General features: G+C 50.9%; 19 protein-coding genes. All 19 read right to left on the bottom strand.

Annotated features, from left to right (window positions below):
* Positions 1-81: 81 nt before the first annotated feature.
* Entirely contained in the window at positions 82-894 is an 813-nt protein-coding gene (locus tag NSS64_RS31475; protein ID WP_339251824.1) for a flagellin N-terminal helical domain-containing protein, read from the bottom strand.
* A 70-nt stretch (positions 895-964) separates the two neighbouring features.
* Positions 965-1774 carry a flagellin N-terminal helical domain-containing protein gene (locus NSS64_RS31470; RefSeq protein WP_339251826.1) on the bottom strand — a complete coding sequence of 270 codons (810 nt, stop codon included), beginning with the start codon at positions 1772-1774 and terminating at the stop codon, positions 965-967.
* Positions 1775-2004: 230 nt separating this feature from the next.
* The gene (gene csrA, locus NSS64_RS31465) at positions 2005-2241 is read right to left on the bottom strand and encodes a carbon storage regulator CsrA (RefSeq protein WP_339251828.1); all 237 of its coding nucleotides are present in this window, start codon (positions 2239-2241) and stop codon (positions 2005-2007) included.
* Between the two features lies 1 nt (position 2242).
* A complete protein-coding gene (gene fliW, locus NSS64_RS31460; protein WP_339251830.1) occupies positions 2243-2689 on the bottom strand; it encodes a flagellar assembly protein FliW in 447 nt (148 codons plus the stop codon).
* A 69-nt stretch (positions 2690-2758) separates the two neighbouring features.
* A complete protein-coding gene (locus NSS64_RS31455; RefSeq protein ID WP_339251832.1) occupies positions 2759-3325 on the bottom strand; it encodes a DUF6470 family protein in 567 nt (188 codons plus the stop codon).
* A 15-nt stretch (positions 3326-3340) separates the two neighbouring features.
* Entirely contained in the window at positions 3341-4258 is a 918-nt protein-coding gene (flgL, locus tag NSS64_RS31450) for a flagellar hook-associated protein FlgL (RefSeq protein ID WP_341142669.1), read from the bottom strand.
* A gap of 12 nt (positions 4259-4270) precedes the next feature.
* Positions 4271-5866 carry a flagellar hook-associated protein FlgK gene (gene flgK, locus NSS64_RS31445; RefSeq protein WP_341142668.1) on the bottom strand — a complete coding sequence of 532 codons (1596 nt, stop codon included), beginning with the start codon at positions 5864-5866 and terminating at the stop codon, positions 4271-4273.
* Positions 5867-5923: 57 nt separating this feature from the next.
* Positions 5924-6424 carry a flagellar protein FlgN gene (locus tag NSS64_RS31440; protein WP_076080047.1) on the bottom strand — a complete coding sequence of 167 codons (501 nt, stop codon included), beginning with the start codon at positions 6422-6424 and terminating at the stop codon, positions 5924-5926.
* 12 nt (positions 6425-6436) lie between these two features.
* Positions 6437-6724, bottom strand: a complete 288-nt coding sequence (flgM, locus tag NSS64_RS31435; protein WP_036694667.1) for a flagellar biosynthesis anti-sigma factor FlgM — start codon at positions 6722-6724, stop codon at positions 6437-6439.
* Between the two features lie 105 nt (positions 6725-6829).
* The gene (locus NSS64_RS31430) at positions 6830-7237 is read right to left on the bottom strand and encodes a TIGR03826 family flagellar region protein (protein ID WP_076080046.1); all 408 of its coding nucleotides are present in this window, start codon (positions 7235-7237) and stop codon (positions 6830-6832) included.
* Positions 7238-7378: 141 nt separating this feature from the next.
* Complete coding sequence (locus NSS64_RS31425) at positions 7379-8260, bottom strand: ComF family protein (protein ID WP_341142667.1); 882 nt, start codon at positions 8258-8260, stop codon at positions 7379-7381.
* Between the two features lie 114 nt (positions 8261-8374).
* On the bottom strand, positions 8375-10585 hold the full coding sequence (locus tag NSS64_RS31420) for a helicase-related protein (RefSeq protein WP_341142924.1): 2211 nt from the start codon (positions 10583-10585) through the stop codon (positions 8375-8377).
* Between the two features lie 99 nt (positions 10586-10684).
* On the bottom strand, positions 10685-11128 hold the full coding sequence (locus tag NSS64_RS31415; protein WP_341142666.1) for a hypothetical protein: 444 nt from the start codon (positions 11126-11128) through the stop codon (positions 10685-10687).
* Positions 11129-11379: 251 nt separating this feature from the next.
* Positions 11380-12102: a response regulator gene (locus NSS64_RS31410; RefSeq protein WP_036699238.1), complete on the bottom strand. Its 723-nt coding sequence runs from the start codon at positions 12100-12102 to the stop codon at positions 11380-11382.
* A gap of 4 nt (positions 12103-12106) precedes the next feature.
* Positions 12107-13264: a sensor histidine kinase gene (locus NSS64_RS31405; protein ID WP_340946825.1), complete on the bottom strand. Its 1158-nt coding sequence runs from the start codon at positions 13262-13264 to the stop codon at positions 12107-12109.
* A 57-nt stretch (positions 13265-13321) separates the two neighbouring features.
* Positions 13322-16036, bottom strand: a complete 2715-nt coding sequence (locus NSS64_RS31400) for a stalk domain-containing protein (RefSeq protein WP_339257645.1) — start codon at positions 16034-16036, stop codon at positions 13322-13324.
* A gap of 256 nt (positions 16037-16292) precedes the next feature.
* Entirely contained in the window at positions 16293-20330 is a 4038-nt protein-coding gene (locus NSS64_RS31395) for an Ig-like domain-containing protein (protein WP_339251847.1), read from the bottom strand.
* 189 nt (positions 20331-20519) lie between these two features.
* A complete protein-coding gene (metK, locus tag NSS64_RS31390; protein WP_076084485.1) occupies positions 20520-21722 on the bottom strand; it encodes a methionine adenosyltransferase in 1203 nt (400 codons plus the stop codon).
* 203 nt (positions 21723-21925) lie between these two features.
* Positions 21926-22198, bottom strand: coding sequence for an alpha/beta-type small acid-soluble spore protein (locus tag NSS64_RS31385; RefSeq protein ID WP_209868427.1), 273 nt, complete (start codon positions 22196-22198; stop codon positions 21926-21928).

The following is a 22198-nucleotide window of genomic DNA, read 5'->3' as shown; positions in this document are numbered from 1 at the left end:
ACTTAGTTTCTACCCTACATGCGCGGGTTCAAAAAAAAAAAGACCTTAGATAAACTAAGGTCTCTATTCAGACGGTAAAGATTAACGAAGCAATTGAAGAACGCCTTGTGGCTGTTGGTTCGCTTGAGCAAGCATCGCTTGAGCTGCTTGAGCAAGAATATTGTTCTTCGTTTGCGCCATCATTTCTTTCGCCATATCTACGTCACGAACACGGGATTCTGCTGCAGTCAGGTTCTCAGAGGAAGTATTCAGGTTGTTGATTGTGTGTTCCAAACGGTTCTGAACAGCCCCGAGCTTCGAACGTTCTGTAGATACTTTTGCAATGCCCGCATCAACAGCTGTCAGAGCTGTTTGCGAATTAGCCTTAGTCTTCAAATCACCTACAGTAGTCATTAATGCCGCAGCATCCATATCAGCGAAGGTATAAGAAATCTTTTGGTTTGTATTAGCACCCACTTGGAAATCCACAGCAGTTGTAGCGCCATTCCAAAGCTTCTGTGTATTGAATTCGGTATCATCTGAAATACGAGTAATCTCAGTTGCCAATGCCTGATACTCTTGGTCAATAGCTTCCCGGTCAGCCGTCACGTTCGTATCATTAGACGATTGAACAGCAAGCTCTCTCATTCGTTGCAGGATGGAGTGAGTTTCATTCAATGCACCTTCAGCTGTTTGGATCATGGAGATGCCATCTTGAGCATTACGGGATGCTTGATCCAAACCACGAATTTGTCCGCGCATTTTCTCAGAGATTGCCAGACCTGCAGCATCATCTCCTGCACGGTTAATCCGAAGACCGGATGACAGCTTCTCGATATTCTTGCTTGTATTGCTGGTGTTAACTGCCAATTGACGGTGAGTATTCAGCGCCGTAACATTGTGGTTAATAATCATTTTGATTTCCTCCTTGAATGTAACTTCCACATCCTTGTGGAAGTTTTATAGATTAGACTCGAACTTTAGATTAACGAAGCAGTTGAAGAACGCCTTGCGGCTGTTGATTCGCTTGAGCAAGCATTGCTTGAGCTGCTTGAGCAAGAATGTTGTTCTTCGTCTGACTCATCATTTCTTTAGCCATATCCACATCACGAACGCGAGATTCTGCTGCAGTCAGGTTCTCAGAAGATGTATTCAGGTTGTTGATCGTATGTTCCAGACGATTCTGAACCGCCCCCAACTTCGAACGTTCTGTGGATACTTTACCGATAGCCACATCAACAGCTGCCAGAGCTGTAGATGCGTTGGCTTTTGTCGTCAAATCACCAACAGCGGTCAAAGTAGTTGCATCCATAGAAGCGAATGTATACGAAATTTTTTGTCCAGTATTAGCACCAACTTGGAAATCAACCGCTGTGGTAGAACCGTCCCACAGCTTCTGCGTATTAAATTCCGTATCTTTAGAAATACGTGTAATCTCAGTTGACAACGCTTGATACTCTTGATCAATAGCAGCGCGGTCAGCCGTAACGTTCGTATCATTGGATGATTGAACAGCAAGCTCTCTCATCCGTTGCAGGATGGAGTGAGTCTCATTCAATGCACCTTCAGCGGTTTGAATCATGGAGATACCGTCTTGAGCATTGCGGGATGCTTGGTCCAGACCACGAATCTGCCCGCGCATTTTTTCGGAAATAGCCAAGCCAGCAGCATCGTCCCCTGCACGGTTAATCCGGAGACCGGATGACAGCTTCTCGATATTCTTGCTTGTATTGCTAGTGTTAACTGCCAGTTGGCGGTGAGTGTTCAGCGCCGTAACGTTGTGATTGATAATCATGATAATTTTCCTCCCTGAAATATACTGGTTCCACATCCTTGTGGTAACAAGGATCCGTTAAGGTCGGCCGCCCCGCGGGATCTTCGTCTAAATTATATATCGTCTTTAAACCCTCATGAGTTTAGAGTAATCCGGCAAATTTCCATATATTTATTTTGGATTATTTTGATGTCATAAAGAAATACCGGAGATAGCCCTGAGCTACCACCGGTTAAAGTCTTATATCCATATTAATTTTTCGCCTCGCGTATTCGGTCAATAAGTGTGTGAATCTCTGAGGGAGCAGGTGCTGCCGATTCCTGATTGGATTCCTTAATGGATAGATATATTTCTTTACGAAATATATCTATATCACTGGGAGCCTTTATACCAACTTTGACTGTATCCCCCTCTACACTTAAAATTGTAACTTCAACCTGGTCCGTTATGATGATACTCTCGCCTTTTTTTCGAGAGAGAACGAGCATATTAAGCACCATCCTTTCCATAAATACTTGGAGACAACGCTAATAAGCTGTGTTTAGTATGATAGGGTGTGTTGTGCAGTACAATCTGCTTGCCTACTCGTTCTTCTGGGTTAAGCACAAGGGGAGCAAGCAAATTAATCGTAGACTCCTCCACCTTATTCTTCAGGGTTATTACACAACGTACGATTAGTTGGTTATCAATCTTTAGTTCCTTTGCTTCAGCATCAGGAAGATCAAACTCATACGACGGATAGAAGACAAAAGGGTCACTAAGCAGAAAGGACAAGGCCTTATCTTTCGTCGACTGTAAATACCAAAAAGAATGATCAAGGGTAGAAATTAATGCAAAATCAGTTTCCTCTTCAAATCCGGGAATCCCCTTTGAAAAATGAAATACATGTTCCTCATCCACTTCCATTTCCCCCCAAGACAGTGTATCAATAATCATCTGTTTCCACTCCTTCGTACAATATTAAACAAGAAAAGCCGTAGAAGCGCTATCCGGCACATCTACAGCTCACCATTGCAAATTCACTTCAGGCGGAATGAACTGAATAGATGTATACTGCCTCATATATATATCCAGTTTACCTCTTTTATATTCAATATCAGGCCGACGAACAACTACATCTATCTTTATCGCTCCCCTCAAAAACTCAATCCGGGGGCTTCTCGTTTCAAAATGAATATCCACATTATCATACGAAGCGGGGCCACGAATTTCCGGAAATGAAAAAGAATTCCAGTCCCCCCCGTACAATTCTGCAATAGAGTTTCCAGGTTTGAAGAATTCAGCCATTCGATTCCCCTGCTCCACTCGACGTGCAATGCCTTGGAGGTAAATTTGCTCAATACCGGAATATATGCGCCTATTTACCTCAATAAGACTCCCGCCATTATAGGCAGCCAATGCTTTGGATTGATCCACAGACATTTCAGGTTTAAACTGCTGGATATCCCACTGTCCTCTTTCGGATGTAATGTTTAGCTCTGCTTGGTGTTGAATAATTGAGAACTCCCCCATGTCAGAATCAATACCTATCAAACCAGGTGTCTGACGTATTTGAACTACTGACAGTACCAACAGAGAGCACCTCCATTATCTTATGAAATCAACGAGAGTTGTAGATATAATCTTAGCTCCAACAGATAGTGAGGCATTGTAGATGTTCTCTTGAATCTTGGACTTCATAATAAGTTCTTCGTAGTCCGCATCCTCAGTCTTAGCTTGAAGGTCTGTCAAGTTTAAATTCAAATCGCTCAAACGATCCTGCATCAACTCTACGCGATTAGTCTTAGCACCTATTTCAGAGCGGGCTGACAAGATGGTCTCTACGCGAGTGTCAATTATATCAAGTTGTCTGGAAACCGCTGTAATGTTACCAGTTTTCAATCCTTCTGAAATACTGTTTATTATAGAAAACAGATTATCTGTTTCTCCTGTATATCCAAAAATATCGTTTCCTGTCATATTAATAGGTAATTCCACACCCTCACCTACAATATATTGAATTTGTCCTGGGTCTGTTGTAATTACCTTAGTAGTATCGTAGGTGCCATCAGCCCGCTTGGCAAAATCATAAGGTTTGGTAGCATACTGTTCACCATTGAATATATACTTTCCGTTCAGCTTGCTGTTCGCTATATCCACTAGTTGTTCTTTAAGTTGCATCACTTCTTCATTAATACTATCCAAAGCTGACTGTGGATTACTGCCGGTAGAAGCCTGAACAGTAAGCTCCCGCAAACGTTGAACAACATCCCCCGCCTGTCCCAACACCGTATCGTTATAATTCAGCCAGGACAGCGCGCTATCCACGTTCTTCGTGTACTGCTCATTAGAGGACAGCTCGGCGCGGTAGCGGAGGGAATAGGTGATGCCTACCGGGTCGTCGGAGGGCTTGTTGATTTTGCGGCCGCTGGCCAGCTGGAGCTGGGTGTCGTTCATGGTACGTGCATTGCGGTTCAAGTTAAGCAGCAGCTGTGAGCTCATCATATTGGAGGTGACTCTGATCATGGTATGGCCTCCTTATCTTCCGACTGTGCCGGTAGAATTAATCAATTTATCAAGCAGTTCATCATAGGTGGTCATGAAACGTGCAGCAGCACTGTAGGCATGCTGGAATACGAGCATATTGGACATTTCTTCATCCAGCGACACACCGCTTACGGATTGGCGGCGGGAATTCACTTGCTCCACCAGATAATCGGCGTTACTCGCCTGGCGTGTGGCCTCTTGAGATTGGATACCCAATTGTCCAACCATGGAGCTGAGATAGGACCCGACTGTACCGGTCTTAGTACCATCTGCTGTAGCGAAAGTATTGTTATCCTTCATATTGCTGAACAGCAGCGCCAGTGTATTATTTCCTTTTACTACGGATACATTGCCTGAGGTATCTGTAGTAGTACGCAAGGAAGTAGCAAACAGCGTGGGATCTGCAGCGATTTCTGGATTCAGCTTAAGATTGGCAGCAGTGATCGCTTCTCCGGCTACCGCAGAGGTGAAGAACGGCCGGCCCGAGGTCCCGTTGAGCGCATACCCCAGTTGGTGGAGACCGTTCAGACCTTTGACTGTTGTTCTTAGATCACCCGGCAACGGGATAGGTACCGCGCTTCCTGCTGAAAGAGTTGTTTTGGTGCCATCTGCATTAATAATCTCTGAATCCTTGAGCACAGTCGTTCCTGCGGGCAGGTTAGAGCCTGACGGTATGGTCACCTGCACTTCACCATTGGCAATGGTATTGGCCATCGCGTCGAGCTGCTTCCTGTAATCTGCTACATAGGTGTTTTTGGAGAAAAGCATCCCATAAGCTTCACCAGCCTTCAAATCGCCGGAGGCGAAGGCGGTATTAAGAAACGTACTGTCTACAGCCGCAGTCACGGTTGCTCCTTGAACTAACGGCTGTGTGCCCAGTGAGATGTTATATCCGGCATCTGTATCCAGAATGGTGATGTTAGCAATCTTGGACAGCTTGTCCGTCAACAGGTCGCGCTGGTCGCGCAGATCATTGGCTTTGTCGCCCATACCTTCTATCTTGGAAATGGATTGATTGAGGTCAGCGATAGAGCTGAGGTAGCTCTGAATCTCTTTGCCTTTGACGTCAATGTTGGTACTGAGATCGCGGTCCAGATTGCTGAGCTGTGTACTCATATAGTTCATGGCATCCGTGAGGGCCTGGGCTGTCTGAACGACGATCTTGCGGGCTGTGGGATCTTCCGGATTCTTACTGAGGTCCGACCAGGATTTCCAGAAGTTATCCAGTACGATACGGACACCGGTATCTGAAGGCTCATTCACAATCGCTTCCAGCTTATCTAAGGTATCCGACTGAATGCTCCAGTTCCCGCTTGCCGAGTTCTCCCCGCGGAATTGATCGTCCAGGAACATCTCCCGAATCCGCTCAATGGAACTGAATTCAACCCCTGTTCCCAGTTGCCCTGGCATCGTCGAGTTATTCATACCATAGGCTTCAATCGGGATGGCCGCCTTCATATTCACACGCTGGCGGGTATACCCCTCCGTGTTGGCGTTGGCAATGTTGTGGCCGGTGGTATTGAGCGCCGCTGTCTGGGTAAACAGGCTTCGTCTTGCGGTCTCGATGGAGTGGAATGTGGATGTCATGCTACTTGTTCCTCCCTTGTGATTGCTGCGGTGAGCGCAGCTCAGCGGATAACCTGATTATCCACGGGCATCAAAAAGCCCCGGCCGAGTCACACTGCTGCCCTTGTCGGACGGATGATGGTATGTCATTTCCTGATTTGGTCTTCCGACCAGCAAATCCAGGGAATAATCTATAAAGGTAAGCGACTGCTCAATCAGCTTCTGGTTCAGCTCATTGGCCTTTTTTAATTGCTGCAATGTGCCGGAAAGCTTCTGCTGAATCTGCAGCAGGCGCGATTTGTCATCGGGATCAAAGACAAGGCGGGACAGCTCGGTAAGATTCAGATTCAGATTGGAACGGATTCCAACCCCCTGCAAAAACTCGAAAGCCGCTTCTGCACGCCGTTCTTCCAGCTGTCCGATCACCTTCATCAGCTTGGACTCGCGGTTCAGGATATCAATAAGACCCTCTACCTTGTTGTCCATAATGGTCTGTTTCTTGACTGCGGCCAGATCCAGCATTTGCACATGCGCCTCGTCCAGCCGCTCAAGCAATTCTAATAATGTTGTAAGTGCCATGGGTGTTTTCACCTAATTCTCGGAGGATTGCTTAAAGTAGGGGGCGAGTGTCTCAGCGAGCTTGGCTGCGTCAACCTGGTAGGTACCTGCGGATACTTGCTGTTTCAGGCTCTCGATCTTGTTCGCACGTTCAGTGTCAATCTTCCCGCTCTTCTGTGCCTGAAGCAGCTTGATGGCTTCATCCGAAATCGATACCTCATCCTTGCGTGTACTTTTCTTCATCTGTTCCTGCCTTTGCGATTCCGCACTTCGTTGGTATGGATTAATCGCATTGATTCGTCCGGCATCGTTAATTTTCATAACTTCACCTTCCTTCTGTAATAAAAAAGCCGATAATCTTTACTAAGTTTATCGGCCCCTGTTGAAACATTCTTTATAGCTGCAAGCGTTTTTTTGCAGAATTGTTTAGTTGCGGAACTTGTCCACCGCGCGGTAAGCGCCATCCGGAGCCTTCTTGGGAGCACTTGAGTCCGCACTATCCTTGGCCGCATTGGCCAGGTCCTTGGTCAGACGGCTGCGGCAGCTGTCGCACATATGCCCTTCCCGGATCAGGGTTCCGCATACCTCGCAAGGGTACATCATATTGGGCGCATTGGCTATGGAAATCCGTCCCTCCCGGATAAAACGTGTGATTTCCTTGATGGAAATATCGGTGGCATCGGACAGTTCCTGTATGTTGGTGCCTCTATTTTTGCGTAAGTATTCTACACAGATTTCATACTCATGCTCTAGCTCTTTGATGCAGGGCTGGCACAGGTTCATCAGGTTCTTGACATATAACCGGCCGCATCTCGGACAATTGTCTACATTCATATCTACCGCGGCTCCCTTCTATCATTCTGCACAACTCATGAATCGCTTATGCTACTAAGATTACATGATCGCCGAAGATCCGTCTATGTTTAGTATCGGTCAGGGAAGCGGTTTTATTGAATTCCGGAGCGGTGGCAGCTGCTAGGAACGCGCCCAGGTCAGAGAGTAGATCTCGGCAGTACAATCCAGGCTGCGGAAGAGCTGCTGAAGCGCCCCAGCGCAGGCACGAATCGTACTCCCCGTAGTGTAGATATCATCAACAATAATAATTCGCAGGGGGCGCTGTTCAAGCTGATGTGATGCACGGGAATGCAGGTGTTCCTTCAGACTTTGGAGAACCGCCGAATCTGTAGTCCCGGCAAAAGCATGCTTCATATCGGCCAGCCGCTCCCTTCGGCTTTTGAAGCTCTGCTTGGCGGTGTGCTGGGTGCGGACCAGCAGCGGAAGCTGAGGGACTCCTCTGCGTAGGGAGACAGCTTCTGCCAGCCGCTCCGCCTGATTGAAGCCCCGCTCGGACAGACGGACAGCACTCACAGGTACAGGGACCAGCAGGTCGGCTTGCCACAGGTTAGAACGCATACGAAGCTTTGAATGCAATACCGGGAGTGGTCTGCTGAAAAAGTTGCTCTGTAGCGCTTCATTAAGTTGTTGTCCACTCTGTTCGTGTTGCAGCAGCGCATATGCCCTGTCCAGCATCAGACCGAGCAGGGGCGCGAGCCGCTCATCCCCTCTGTATTTATACTGGCCTAATATTTCACGCATTTCACTGGTGTAGGCTACTGCACTCCGGTTGCACGCAATTGGTATGGGTGCATGGCTGCGGCTGCAATCGGGACAGCCCACGTGACGCCCGCAGGTCTGGCACCGGGGAACACGTATCCATGGAATGCCGCTCTGGCAGTGTACGCAGATTCCGGGCCATTCGGGGGAAGGACGGCCTCTGCGGCCGCAAAATAGGCATTCCGGCTGCGAAGGCGCGATTATGGAGCGGGCTTGGTTCATCCATGACGTCAGGGAACGCATTGTAATCCTCCTTATAAAATAGAATGTGTTGAGTTTAAAAGTACAGAGTGTATAGAACTCAAATTGTGGGAGCTGGGCATTCACAGCTATTTCCAAGGAATCCTCACAAAATCATTAAGACTTGAGATATCCTTGTCTGCGGGCAATGGCGTTCATACTGCGGATCTGTGATATGGCGGCGCGCTGCGAGCGGCTCCACTCTGCTGAAGCGAAGATGACGTTGCCTGCCGGATCATCCTTGGAGCGTCCCGCCCGGCCCGCCATCTGTACCAAGGCCGCCTCATCAAATAGTCCGCTGTCTGCATCCAGAATAAATACATCACTATGCGGTACCGTGACCCCACGCTCCAGAATCGTTGTCGTCACAAGCAATGAGATGGTACGATCGCGGAATTTCAGTACCTTCTCTGCTCTGCCCGGATCTTGAGAGGAAGTACCCTCTATAGAAATCCCGGGGAATATCCGCCGCAGCAGCTGCAGCAGTCCCTCGATATGGGCAATTCGTGAGACAAAGAGGAAAATCTGCGCCTTACGGTCAAGCGACCGCTGCAGCGCTGAACGCAGTCCTGCCGGAATTCTGCCCTGCTTCAGGCAGCGATGGAGCGGTGGTATCTGGATATGGCGCGGAACCGGCAAGGGATGGCCGTGAAAGCGGACCGGGACCCTTGCATGCGGCAATCTGCCGGAGCGGGCAAGACGCTGCAGCTCCGCAGGCGGCGTGGCGGAGAGAAGGATGTATCGTCCGCCGGGCTTGCAGACCTGCCTTGCAGCATAGTCCAGCATAGGATCGTTGTGATAGGGAAACGCATCGATCTCATCGATGATGACCAGATCGAAGGCCTGGTGAAACCGCAGCAGCTGGTGCGTGGTCGCCAGGGTGATCCGGCTGCGGCGCAAGCGGTCCTCGCTGCCTCCGTACAGCACGGCGGGGACATCCGCCGGGAAGGCTCTGGCCAGGCGCGGCGCCAGCTCCAGCACGACGTCGCGCCGCGGCGTGGCGATCAGCGCCCGGCCCCCGGCCGCGAGCGCTGCCTCCAGGAGCGGGAAGACCATCTCCGTCTTCCCCGCTCCCGTCACTGCCCAGAGCAGGAACCGCTCTGGGCCTCTTGCAGCGGAGCGCTTGCGCGGCTCCGCCAGGAACCCCAGCGCAGCGCAGGCGGCGGCCGCCTGCGCTGCGCTAAGCCCCCACCGGCGTGCCGCTACGGTGGGGGACACGCCGGCCGTGCAGCGCACGGCCGGCAGCGGTGCGCTGCGCAGCAGCAGCGCGCAAGCCCGGCTGCGCCCCAGTGCGAGGCAGGCCTCGCAATAGGCGCAGCCGGCAAGGCCGCACGCGGCGCAGGCCGTGCGGCCCGTGGGGGCGCTGCCGCAGCGCAGGCAGCGCGGCACTTCGCGGCGGCGCAGGCCCAGCCGCGCGGCGCCGGCAGGGCCCAGGACGGCGGCCGTAAGGCGCAGCCGTCCCTGGAGATAGGCGAGCTGCGCCGCAGCCCGCCAATGCTCCGCCAGCTCCGGGAGCTGCTCGGCCACCAGCGCCTCTGCTTCACCCTGAAGCAGCGAACGCCCATCCAACGCCGTAACCAGCCCGTCAGCTCCCGCTGCAAGTGCCTCCAGCTCTTTCCTCCGTAAGCTCACCCGTTCGTTCCCGCGCCAGTTCTCCCTCCTACTTCCCCGCTCGATAACCCGTTCATTCTCCCACTCCTTCTCCCCGCCGCTGTCCCTCCCACTCGCCCACTCGCTCCCCGGCTCATCCCCCCATTCAAATCCCTCTCTATCCCTCCATTCACTCACCCCTGCCTTACGCCCCCCGTTCCATCCTCCAACCACTCTCCCCTCATCCTCGCTCCATCCCCTGTCCTCCGGCAGCCTGTACACCTCAGCCTCCTCAAAAGGCCACCCTGTGCCCCGTGCCCCTCCAGCAGCCCGCTCCGCCCGGATCTCCGCCTTCAGGAGAGCTGCGGCGTATTTCCTCCAGGCTGCCTCATCCCAGCGCTGCATCTGGTTCGTGAACTGGCAGGCTGCTGCCAGCTTCACCGCCCAGCCCAGCGGCAGTGACCGGGAGAGCACCACAACCCGGTCTGCCGATTGGCTTCTCTGGTCTGCCCGCTGACTTTTCCGTTCTGCCGCTTGGCTTTCCCGAGCTACCCGCTGACCTTTCCGTTCCGCCGCTTGGCTTTCCCCGTTTGCCACTTGACCTCCCCCTACTACCCAGCGCCCTCCCCAACCCCCCAGCCCCTCCGCCTCACCCGCCCACCATAATTCATCCACCGCCAGATTCAGTGAAATCCGGGCCTGCCACTCTCCGCCCTGCGCCACCACATACACAGCCACCTTCAATCCCAACGCCTCCTTATCTTTTAGAGCACGCCAAAAAGCACACCGCCCCATTCCTGGAGAGTGTGCTTCACCCGTAACTTACATATTTAGCTGTCATTCGCCGGGCTTGGATGGGGATCTCCCTCTTCCCGGCAACCGCATCATCCGCAGCGGCAGCAGCGGCTCCTGAACCCGCAGGTCTACCGTAACCCCCTGCCGGAGCTCTTCCCTGCCCGCAAGACCGAAGAACGGCACCGCAGGTGCAAATTCAATCGAAGAGTTATGATAAGCCATCCGTGAGGCTACCGCCATGGTCCTGTCTTCTGAACCGTCATCCACCAAGGTGACCTGCAGGGGCCTGCCGATCCAGCAAGCATACACTGCAAAAACCCTGAGATACCACTCCACCACGGCCTCATGATTACGGGTAATCAGAATATAGTGAAGCCGCTTACCAGTCCGTGCTGCTGCCCGGGTCTTTTCCCGATGATGCAGGAGTTGAACAAGGGCTGCTGCGGATGCATAAATAGAGATAATCCAGATTAACTGGGCGATCATGAAGATGCACCTCCCTCTTATACCCACACTATATGCCGGTGATAAAAGGACGGTGACAGCCCATTAGCGCGGGAGCCCTCCCGCCAGTTTAACTTAGGGTACATATTTAAGTTAGCATTTTGCAAAATTCGAATAGAGTGCGGACTGAAACAATACTATGGCTGCAGCTCTCAGCTGCATACAAGTTATGTACCGTTTATAAGGATCATTAGGATTCTCCAAAACGCTCAGTTAAAAGTTTATGAGGGAAGCTATAAAGTTACCCAGCCGTATTTGATCGAATTAATTACAGCCTGCGTACGGTCATCCACTTCCATCTTTTGCAGAATACTGCTGACATGGTTTTTGACCGTCTTCTCACTGATAAACAGATACTCCCCAATCATCTTGTTACTCTTGCCCTCCGCCATCAGCCGCAATACCTCTGCCTCGCGGCGGGTCAGCGGATTGTTATCGCCTGCAACGAATTTGACACCGGCTTCCTTCACGGCCGTCTCGGCCATTGCGCCAGTCTCGTTAAGGTACGTCATGCGCCGCAGCTGATTAATCAGCTTGCCGGTCACCTTCGGATGGATAAAAGCATGTCCCTCGCATACAGAGCGGATCGCATTAATCAGCGACTCGGCCTCCATATCCTTCAGCAGATACCCGTTCGCCCCCTTGCGCAGTGTCTCAAACACATAGCTTTCATCATCATGAATCGAGAGGATAATCACTTTGACATCCGGGAACATTTCACGGAGCTTTTGCGTAGCCTCCACGCCGTTCTCAATCGGCATATTGATATCCATCAGCACGATATCCGGCTTATTGCCGTTGCAGAATTCAAGCACCTGGATGCCGTCCCCGCATTCGCCAATGACCTCGATGTCATCCTCCATATTCAAAATACGCTTAAGCCCTTCACGAAACAATTGATGATCATCGGCCAAAAGAACTTTAATGGGCGCTTTGCCAGAGTTTTGGTTCTCCATCACATTACTCCTTCCCCTTTTCCACATTCGTCGGAATGTGAATTACGATTGTTGTGCCCTGGTTCTCGGCTGATTGTATTTCCATTCTTCCCTCCAGCAATTCCACGCGTTCGCGCATTCCCACCAGCCCGAAGCTTTCCCGGTTGGCTTGTTCACTGATTTTTTTCACATTGAAGCCTAAGCCATTGTCCTTCACGACAATCTTGATCAATTGAGCCTGATAAGTAATCTCTACCAGTACGTAGCTCGGGTAAGCATGCTTCGCCGCATTGGACAGACCCTCCTGCACCAGCCGGTATACCGCCGCTTCCATTGCCGAGGACAAACGGTGCTCCTTCCCCCTGGTTTCAAAAGAGGTGCGGATCCTCGTCTTCTCCTCATAATCATGCACATACTTCCGCAGAGTCGGAATCAGCCCCAAATCATCAAGCGCCATCGGACGCAGGTTGAAAATCACCTTGCGCATTTCTTCCAGGCTGTATCTTACCTGCCCCTTTAAGTCTATTACTTCGGCTTGTACCAGCCCAAATTCCTGCTTTACCAGCATTCTTTCTACAATTTCCGTCCTTAGGACTAGATTCGCCAGCATTTGAGCAGGACCGTCATGAATTTCCCGGGCAATTCTTTTCCGTTCCTCTTCCTGAGCCAGGATTATTTTGAGTCCAATCATCTGGCGGTTCTTCGCAGATTCGACAATTCGCGTCACTTGACCTAGTTCTCCGGACAGATATTCCAGGACAACGCTCATTTGCGAACCAATCGATTCGGCACGTTCTACAGAATTTTCGACACTGCGAACCCGCATTTGCAGTTCATCGCGTCTGCTCCGCAGATAAGCTTCTCTCTCCCTGGTCATCATCAGCTCCAGCTGCAGCTCCGTCGCCTTCTCATAGGCAATCCGGATATCCTTCTCCGTGTAGCGGACAAAATCCCGGCTGACCTCTGTCAGCCGGATCCGGGAGCGGTGGTACTGCTGCTCCAGTTTGTCTACCTTTTGCAATGTTTCATCCGTTTCTTCCATGACCCGCTGCAGTTCTTTGTTGAGTGCAGCAAGCTCATCCCGTGCCACCTGCAATATTTCGAATATCTGATACTTGCTGCTCTCCATCACGTCGATGGTGTTTTTAATCACCCGATCTATCGCATCGGCTTGAAATTCCACGGATGCTTGCCCCATTTCTATCGAATCGTATTAAAGGCTTTCCTTTATACTAACATATCACGATTCGATAGTTACGGTCTTAGTGTTCTGTTCCCATTTTACAGTGAGTCCGAGCTGTTCTGTCACGAGTCGAAGCGGTACTAAAGTCCTGGCATTCAGAATCATCGGTGCTACTTCAGCACTCTGCCGCTTCCCGTTCAGTACGAACTCCTTCTTATTCACGGTCAGATCGAGCGCCTTAGAGCCCCGAAGGACCATAATCTTCTTTGTCTTCGCATCCCAGACCGCATTGCCGCCGAACGCGTCCAGAACATATTTTATCGGCACATACGTACTGCCGTCCTTCACGATCGGCGCGACATCAATCGGCCGCTTGGTGCCGTTAACCGTCATCGCCTTGCCGCCAATGCTCATCGCCGCCGTCCCTTTGGGCAGTCCCGCCTCACTGGAGAGAGATGGCATCACGAAGGAAATATTATCAAAGGCCACTGTCCCTGTCTTGGCCCGTTCATCCTGGCCTTCTTCTACATTTACCACGTAAAGTCTCTTAAGGGAAGCTGGGAATTTAATCCCTGAGCCGGACAGATCGATATTAAGCGTCTTCCAGCCGTTCCAGTCAATAACTTTCGCCAAATCAATATAGGCCGTCTTTCCGCTGGCATCTGTCAGCTCGGCACGCATCCAGTTCAGGCTCATGTCTCCCATCACATCGACTGACATGGAGGTTGCCGCCGCCGGAATATCCTTGCCCTTTGTACCGTTGAACTGGGCGTATGCGTACATTTTGCCGGTGCCTGCACTCATATCGTAGCTAAGCGATAAGACCTTCGAGCCTGCACGCTCTGCGCTGCCCGCAACTACTGCTGCTGTTCCAGTGACGCCTGCCGCATTGGTTGTGAACGCGAACGGATAATTGGCATTCTCGAAATCCTCCCACGCCGTAGCAGCTGCAGTAGACAAGACAACCGCCGTGCTGAAGCCGTCATAGCGGGCAATCGCATATCCGGTAGTTACGCCGGGATCGACTGCCTCCACTTTAAGCTTGCCGTCCCCCACACTTCCTTTGAAGCCGATAAACTCCCACTTCAGTGCGGTTGCCGGAACAGCTAGCGTTGCCCCGCTCTTCGACACCGCGCTAACCGGAACCGATACAGTGGCTCCTGCTTGCAGCGGTGCAGTTGCTGTACCTGCAATCAGGCTGGACAGGTCTTCTCCGCCCAGAACGGTGACCTCGGTCTCCGCACTCGCTGTTCCGCTGGTCGCCTTCAGCTTGACGGTTCCCGGCTTGACGGCCGTGGCTTCGCCCGCATTCACAGTCACACTGCCGCCGCTTGCGGTCCAGGCCGGATTAGCTGCCGCTACATCCACCGGATTGTAGTACGTATCATACCCCTTTAGGGAGTATGTGGCCTTTTGTCCGATTAACAGTACCGAGTTGCCGCTGATCTTGATTCCCTTCACTTCACCTTGCGGAGCAGAAGTATATACCCCTACGCCGTTAACGATTGTGCGCTGCTCCTTGCCGTATTCGGTATTGAAGGTAAGTGTAGTCGAGGTTTCAGCCAGCGGGCGGTCTACCATCGTTGTAGAGCCCCCTCCGTCCAGATTAATCCCTTTCCACACCCCGATATTCGTCATGAAGGATTGCAGCTCTGTCAGCGACAGACCCACACTATTGCTGTTCTTCTCAGCTGCAATGACATATACGTACCTGCCATCCTGGGAATAGCCCAGCGCTGTACGCGCCCGGTACCCGCCAATGCTGCTTGTAGAACGGGAGAACGACGACGCCTTGCCGTTATTGACCAGAATCGTATGCCCCCCGATCATCATCTGCAGCGTTGAAGGATCGAGCTCCTGCTGGGTGGTTTTGGAACGGAGCAGATAGGTACTGTTTATCTTTTGTCCTACAACCAGATGTGCCTTGACGAACTCGGCAGCCAGCCCGTGCGTCCGCAGAATATAAGCGCCTTTGGGTACGGTCACCGGCAGAGCCGAATCCAGCGAGATCTGGGTAATCGTATCATTCTCTACCAGCACCTCTGTCGGTGTAGTAGAACTGCCCTTAGGCCGCTCCAGCGCTGTCCACGCATCCGTGTAGATATAAGCTGCATTAGCATGACTGTAAGTCGAGCTGCCGCCTTCGGGATTGTAGGCCCCTTTGTTGATGCCGGACAGCGGGAACTGGGAGCCATCCTCTGCGGTCAGCATCCCTTCAAACGTATATTCATCAATGATAGGTTTACGGTCCTTGGTTACTGCAAAAGCATACATTCCGTTTAGCTGTGAAGGAGTGGACACGAGCACACCGCCCGACACCTGGCCGCCAATCGGTGCACCTTCTCCGCCGGTATTGAAGTAATCCCCGTTCACCGCCGCGACCGCGCCTGTCTCCGCCGCCATGCCCCCTGTGCTCTGCCGTGTCGTCAGATTCCCGCCTTTGCCGGTCATGACATCCAGAGAGACATAAGGATTATTCAGATCGACACGAATGACGCTGGCCAGTCCTGTGGCACTCTTACCTGAACGCACCGTGGTAAACTTATATTTCATCATCATCGCACCGGAAGTGATAACCTCTTCACTCAGTTTCGTCGCCGAGAAGGACGCTGCTGCTTGTGCTACCGGCGCAGTGCTTGCGCCCAGCCATCCTGCACCTTCACTCCCGACAACCGGCATGATCCAGATTACACCCGCCAGGGATGCAGCAATCCATTTTTTAGCAGGCGACCATTGATTTCCCCGTGTTGACTCAGTACTCTTTTTCCCCATGAAAAGCTCATTCATTTCAGTGTAACTCTCCCATCTATTTGTACTCTTCTACCTCGCTATCAAGACCTGGATATCAGTTCATAGTAATAGACTATACCTTTAATAGACTGAATTCAGCTCGAAAAGTTGCGAAAATTGGAGAGAACTAGCAGGTTTTACCGGATGAGCGGAGTCACGCTGGAGCTGTCCAGGTATGCCAAAAAAGCACCCGGCCCATAGACCGGATGCTCTGCTTAACTATACAATTCCCTTGCTCTTACAAATAGCCTGCTGTCTTCAGCATCCGCTGCAGCATGACCGCAGCCTGCCCTCGGGTAGCATTACCCTGCGGCTGGAATTGCGTGGTGCTGACTCCCTGAATAATCCCCGCCTTGACTGCCTTGGCTACAAATTCGATACTCTGGCTTAGAATCCTCGCCCGGTCCTTGAACGGGCTAAGCGTATCCATTACAGATGCACTTAGCGTTACAGGCTGCCCCGTATACTCAAGCGCCCTCACCATCATAATCGCCATCTGCTCACGGGTAATTTTATCCTCCGCACGGTAGGTCCCGTCCGTATTGCCATTGATGATGCCGGCTTTGGCAGCGGCGCCGATATAATTGCCCGTTTGACTGGATGACTGCACATCTGAGAAGCGCTGTGCTGTCACGCTATCCCCTAGCAGGCCTAGCCCTCTGCTCAGCATTACTGCAAACTCACCCCGGGTGATGGCTTGATCCGGCTTGTATTGGCTGCCATAGCTGTTGTCGATGATATTCTTGGCTGCCAGTTCAGCAACAGCCGTGTTACTCCAGTGAGTAGCCATATCTGCAAAAGAACGCGTGGAGGAAAATGCTCCAACGATCTGATTTCCACTGGTCAATGCACGCATTACTTTGTAAGTCCCTTTAGTAATACTCGTTGTAGGCAGATACGCTGCATCGTAATAGGATTGATCTAGTCGTGCTACAGAAGTCTGCTCACTGCTATTTGAACTTGTTGTCCGGATCATGTACTTCCCTGGTAAGCTAAGCGCAGTCTCATTAGCGTAATTACCTGTCACAGATGCAGCCAGCCGAAGATCAGCCAAAGGGGTTATACTGGTTAGCCCCTGTGTCTGAAGTCTTTGGACGAATGGAGCAAACGCCTCAGAAGGCATTTTCTCTATGCGATAGATAAGAGAAATATTACTGCCGGTTGTATTTAGACTGGCTACGATTCCGTTGAGGTCTATTTTACCGAGATCAACACTATAGATCTGATCCCCATAACGAATACCAAATGACGAAGCCTTGTTGCGGTTGAACGCATCCACGAGTGGCTGTAGAGGTACAGTAACATAGGCTGCCAATTCGGTGGAAGGCACCTCAAACACTAGTGAAGCCGTGCCCTGTGCGTTTAAATACATATAACTGGCTGCCAGCTTATCTGCATTAAGACTGTATCTTTTCACATCCTGACTGTAAATTGAGCGGTCTGCTGCGATTACGGCGGAATCACTCTTCAGTAGCGGGAGCGCGTCTCCAAACTCGCTTGCCTCCAAGGTCCCCAGATAAGCTGGACGGTTCGCATCTGTTGGTACAGCAGCCGCCACACCTCCAGTAAGGTTCTTCACCGGAAGCTGCGAGAACGAAGCGAGTGCATTTCCGTTAAGATCCTTAATGAAGGATGTCCCCGTAGTATAGGATAAGTCAACTGTCTGCCCGCTACCCGCATAATCAGCCAGCATTAGTTTGAGGACGTTGCCTGTTAGGGTATAACTCTGAACCAGGGTAGTGGTACTATTCAATCTGACTGCAAACTGCGAAGTGCTCAGTGCAGAAGAAGTCAGCATACTTTGGACAAAAGTTACCGTCAGCTCATTACCGTTCACTGTTGCGCTGCTGATCTCCGATACGGTGATATCGCTCAGATCAACCGGCTTCAAGTCCACATAAACAGCCCGGTTGCCGTTAAGATCAGTTAAGCCTTTTACACCGGGTACATAGGAGACTGTTACAGTCTGACCTGCTACCATGTTATTTTGAAGTGTTAATGTCACACTGCTTCCACGTACTGCAACATTTGTGACGTAATTCGGGCTACCTCCCACCAGGACCGAGAACTGGCTGTTCATCGGAAGGTTACTGTCAGATAATCCCTCATTGTAATTCATTGTAATTTTCTTTCCTCCGCCCGTCGCATTCTGGAACACCGGCGGCACATTATCCTTACTATTGCGGATGTTAAACTCAGCGAAGTTTGCAATATTCTGCCCCAGAGAGCTAACCAGCGGATACGAACCGGCGTAGTAGGATACCCGGACCGACTCCGAATTGCCCACCTCGGAACCCACTGTTAAATAAAGGGTGTTGCCGCTGGAGCTGATTGAATTCACCCCAAGCGAATATCCATCAGTTGTTACCACAAACTGATCATACGCATAAGGAGAGACCGTTTTGAGCGTATCATTGAAGGTCAGTGTCACTGTTCTGCCAGTAATTCTGCCTTCTTTGGGCGTAGGGAGCGCCGATTCTATAGTATTAGTGATCTGCTGTCCAGAAAAGGTAGGCGCAGCATTCCCGCTCGTATCCTGAATCGTCCGCACGCCGCCGGTATAGCTGATTTTTACATTCTGGCCTACAGCGATACCTGTGCTAATCACTACAAATACACTGTCTCCTTGAATATAGGCACTTTCAATATTCCGGCTTTCCTCATTGACGGTTACCCCGAAGCTGGAAGCCAGCAGAGCCACTGAAGCATTAAGCGTCTCATTATACCTCAGGCGGATCGTCCGGTTGTTCTCTAGCACTGCGCTCGTCAGCGATGGCGGAGTCTTATCTATGGCTACAGTGCGGAAGCTCCAAGACTTGGTACCGCTTAATCCCTCATACTGCACACTGGGGTCTGCGGCATCTGTGAAAGCTCCTTTGGCGATGTCGATATAATAGATCGTATCTGATTCCAGCGCTGCGGACGGCTTAATGATGAATTCTTTAGCAGAGGAGCCTTGCTGAACTGCCGCATTCACTTTAGATCCATTGCTTTTGTACAGAACAACTCCGTTCGCGACTGTGCTATTGTAGACAACTTCCTGGTTGAAATTAACCGCTATTGTTTTGGAGATATCTACCGACTCACTGCGGTCTGCTGGTGATAACGCGGCTACAGACAGACTTGTCAGTGATGCCGTCGTGAACGTCCAGGAGTACGGTCCTGAAGCCGGAAAGATATGACCATCCTGATCATAAAAAGCTCCCTGCGGTATAGTCACTGTATATAGTGTACCGCTCAATAGCGGTGAAGCTGCGGAGGCTGGCAACAGAGTTATTGTCGAGCTTCCCCCACCGGTAACATTCGTTGAATTGACATTCAGCCATCTTGTTCTAGGGTCCCCTGCACCTGGAGAGACCGAGATTACTCCAGAGGCCGGACTCATCGGGCGGTCGAAGTATAGCTTAAGGGCTCCACTAACCGATGCGCCAAAAGATGCATTGGCTGGAGCCGTAGATGCAGAGATAGTACCCGTGCCGACCGTGGAGAAGCTCCAGCCGCTGCCGCTTGCTATCCCCTGATAGGTTGTATTATTAGCATCCTTGAATGCATAAGCGTCGATAAGGACATAATAATTCCCGCCGGATGGAAGCTTATTAGCCAGTGTCAACGTCACCGTTGTCGAGGAATCTGCACTCTGGAATGCTACCCCAGGTTCTCCATCTCTGATCGCAAACTCTTGTATAACCGCGTTATCCGCTGACGAGAGCAGCCTGACGCTGCCTCCTCCGGCTGTAAGGACTCCAGATAAGCGAATACTCAGCTCCGTTAAGCTACCTGCCTCTACTCTGGAATTGATGGCAGGAGACATGCTGCTTGCTGTAATCGCCGGATTTACCTCCGGGGCTGTCGTGAACTTCCAGCTTGTTGCGGCAGATTCATTGCCTGCACTATCCTTAAACAGCCCCTTAGGCACACTTACGCTATAGGTTTTGTAGGGAGCAAATTTAAGGCTGGCGCCTAGCTTGATCTCGTAGCTTGACGAGTTTCCGATTAGTCCTGCACTCCCGACTGCAATTTCCGTAAATACCGTTTCGGCATTTACATCTGTAATGGTGATTTTCCCGGCTTGCGGGATCACCTGGCGGTCAAAGCCAAGCCCCAGCGAAGCCCCGACATTTACAAAAGCAGACCCGTTCGCAGGAGAAATGCTGATTCCGAATTCCGAAGCGGCGTATACCGCTGATGTATGTATACCGATAGCCGGACTGCCCAGACCAAGCAGCAGATTGCCTGCAATGATAATTGCCGTTCCTATTCTTAATTTCTTTCTCATTCTTAAAAAACCCCTTTCAGCCCTTCCAGCACTTCTTGTATTTGTATACTGTTATATTTCGGCTAAAGGGCTTCCAAAGTTTAGAAGATGACGGCTGAGGGCACATCGGCTTGCTCTTTTCACAAAAAAATGCCCACACATCACCCTCTTCATGAGGGCTTCTGTATGGGCATATTTATTCTTAATTTCTTAGATTCCAGACTGGGCCTTTAACAAATCCGCCTTATCCACGCGTTCCCACGGAAGGTCCACATCGGTACGGCCAAAATGTCCATAAGCTGCTGTCTGTCTATAGATAGGCTTACGCAGATCCAGCATCGAGATGATTCCTGCCGGACGAAGATCAAAGTTATCGCTGATCAGTTGAACCAGCTTCTCCTCACTGATCTTGCCCGTTCCATATGTATCCACATTGATCGATACAGGGGTAGCAACACCTATAGCATACGCCAATTGAATCTCGCACTTGTCAGCAAGGCCGGCAGCGACCAGATTCTTCGCTACATAACGAGCCGCATAGGCTGCAGAACGGTCCACTTTGGTCGGATCTTTACCGGAGAAGGCTCCGCCGCCGTGACGGGCATAACCGCCATATGTATCCACAATGATCTTACGACCAGTCAGACCGGCATCTCCTTGAGGACCACCAATAACGAAACGGCCAGTAGGATTAATGAAATATTTAGTGGCTTCATCCAATAGTTCAGCCGGAACAACCGGAAGAATGACATGCTCTTTGATGTCTGCCTGAATCTGTTCAAGGGTAATTTCTTCTGCATGCTGGGTAGATACAACGATAGTATCCACACGCACCGGCTTGTCGCCCTGGTACTCAATCGTAACCTGGGTTTTGCCATCCGGACGCAGATATTTCAAAGTTCCATCTTTACGGACTTCTGCCAGACGCCGGGCAATCCGGTGAGACAGGGCAATCGGAAGCGGCATAAGCTCAGGTGTCTCATTCGTAGCGAACCCGAACATCAGACCTTGGTCACCGGCACCAATGTTAGCAGTCTCTTCAGCTAATGACGCAGGGTCGCGATGCTCAAGAGCAGCATTTACACCCTGGGCAATATCTGCCGATTGCTCATTCAACGAGCTAAGGACAGCACAAGTATTATAATCAAAGCCAAACTTCGCGCGGGTATAGCCAATTTCCTTAATAGTATTACGTACGATTGCCGGAATATCCACATATTCTGACTTGGTGCTAATTTCCCCGATGACAAGCACAAGACCTGTTGCTACAGCTACCTCACAAGCTACACGGGCATTAGGATCGTTAGCAAGAAATGCATCTAGTACCGCGTCGGATATCTGATCACAGATTTTATCGGGGTGTCCCTCCGTTACGGACTCAGAAGTAAACAGATGACGCCCTTTGATCGACATATACAACAACCTCCCATATTGTTGATCTGACACTGTATTCAAGGGGGCTCCCTAGTAGATAACAGGCCAAATATAAGTAGTAGAATAATAATGGCCAATGCCTGTTTTATTCAAAAAATGAACCTTTTCCGGATGGAAAAGGTCTACGGCCTTCCTCAAAGGTCATATTATCTTATTTACCGGTGGCTGTCAATTGAAGCCAGTTATGCGAAAAGAGACTGCTCCGCCTGTTTGATCAACCTCTTTGTGATTTCCCCGCCAACAGATCCATTATCTCTGGAGCTTAGATGTCCCAGATATGGAGTACCTCCAGAAACACTTGCTCCGCCAATCGTCCCCAGCTCAGAAGCAAATTCCGTATCCATTCCTCCGCCGTACGAAGCTCCATATAATCCGAATTCAGAAGCAATTTCATATTGCATTTGTTTCAGCATTGCCCGGCTCTCTGGTACCACAGTGCGATTTGTACGTGCCAT

The organism is Paenibacillus sp. FSL H8-0122 (assembly GCF_038005345.1).
GTDB lineage: Bacteria > Bacillota > Bacilli > Paenibacillales > Paenibacillaceae > Paenibacillus_AQ.
This window is presented reverse-complemented; position numbering and strand designations above follow the sequence as displayed.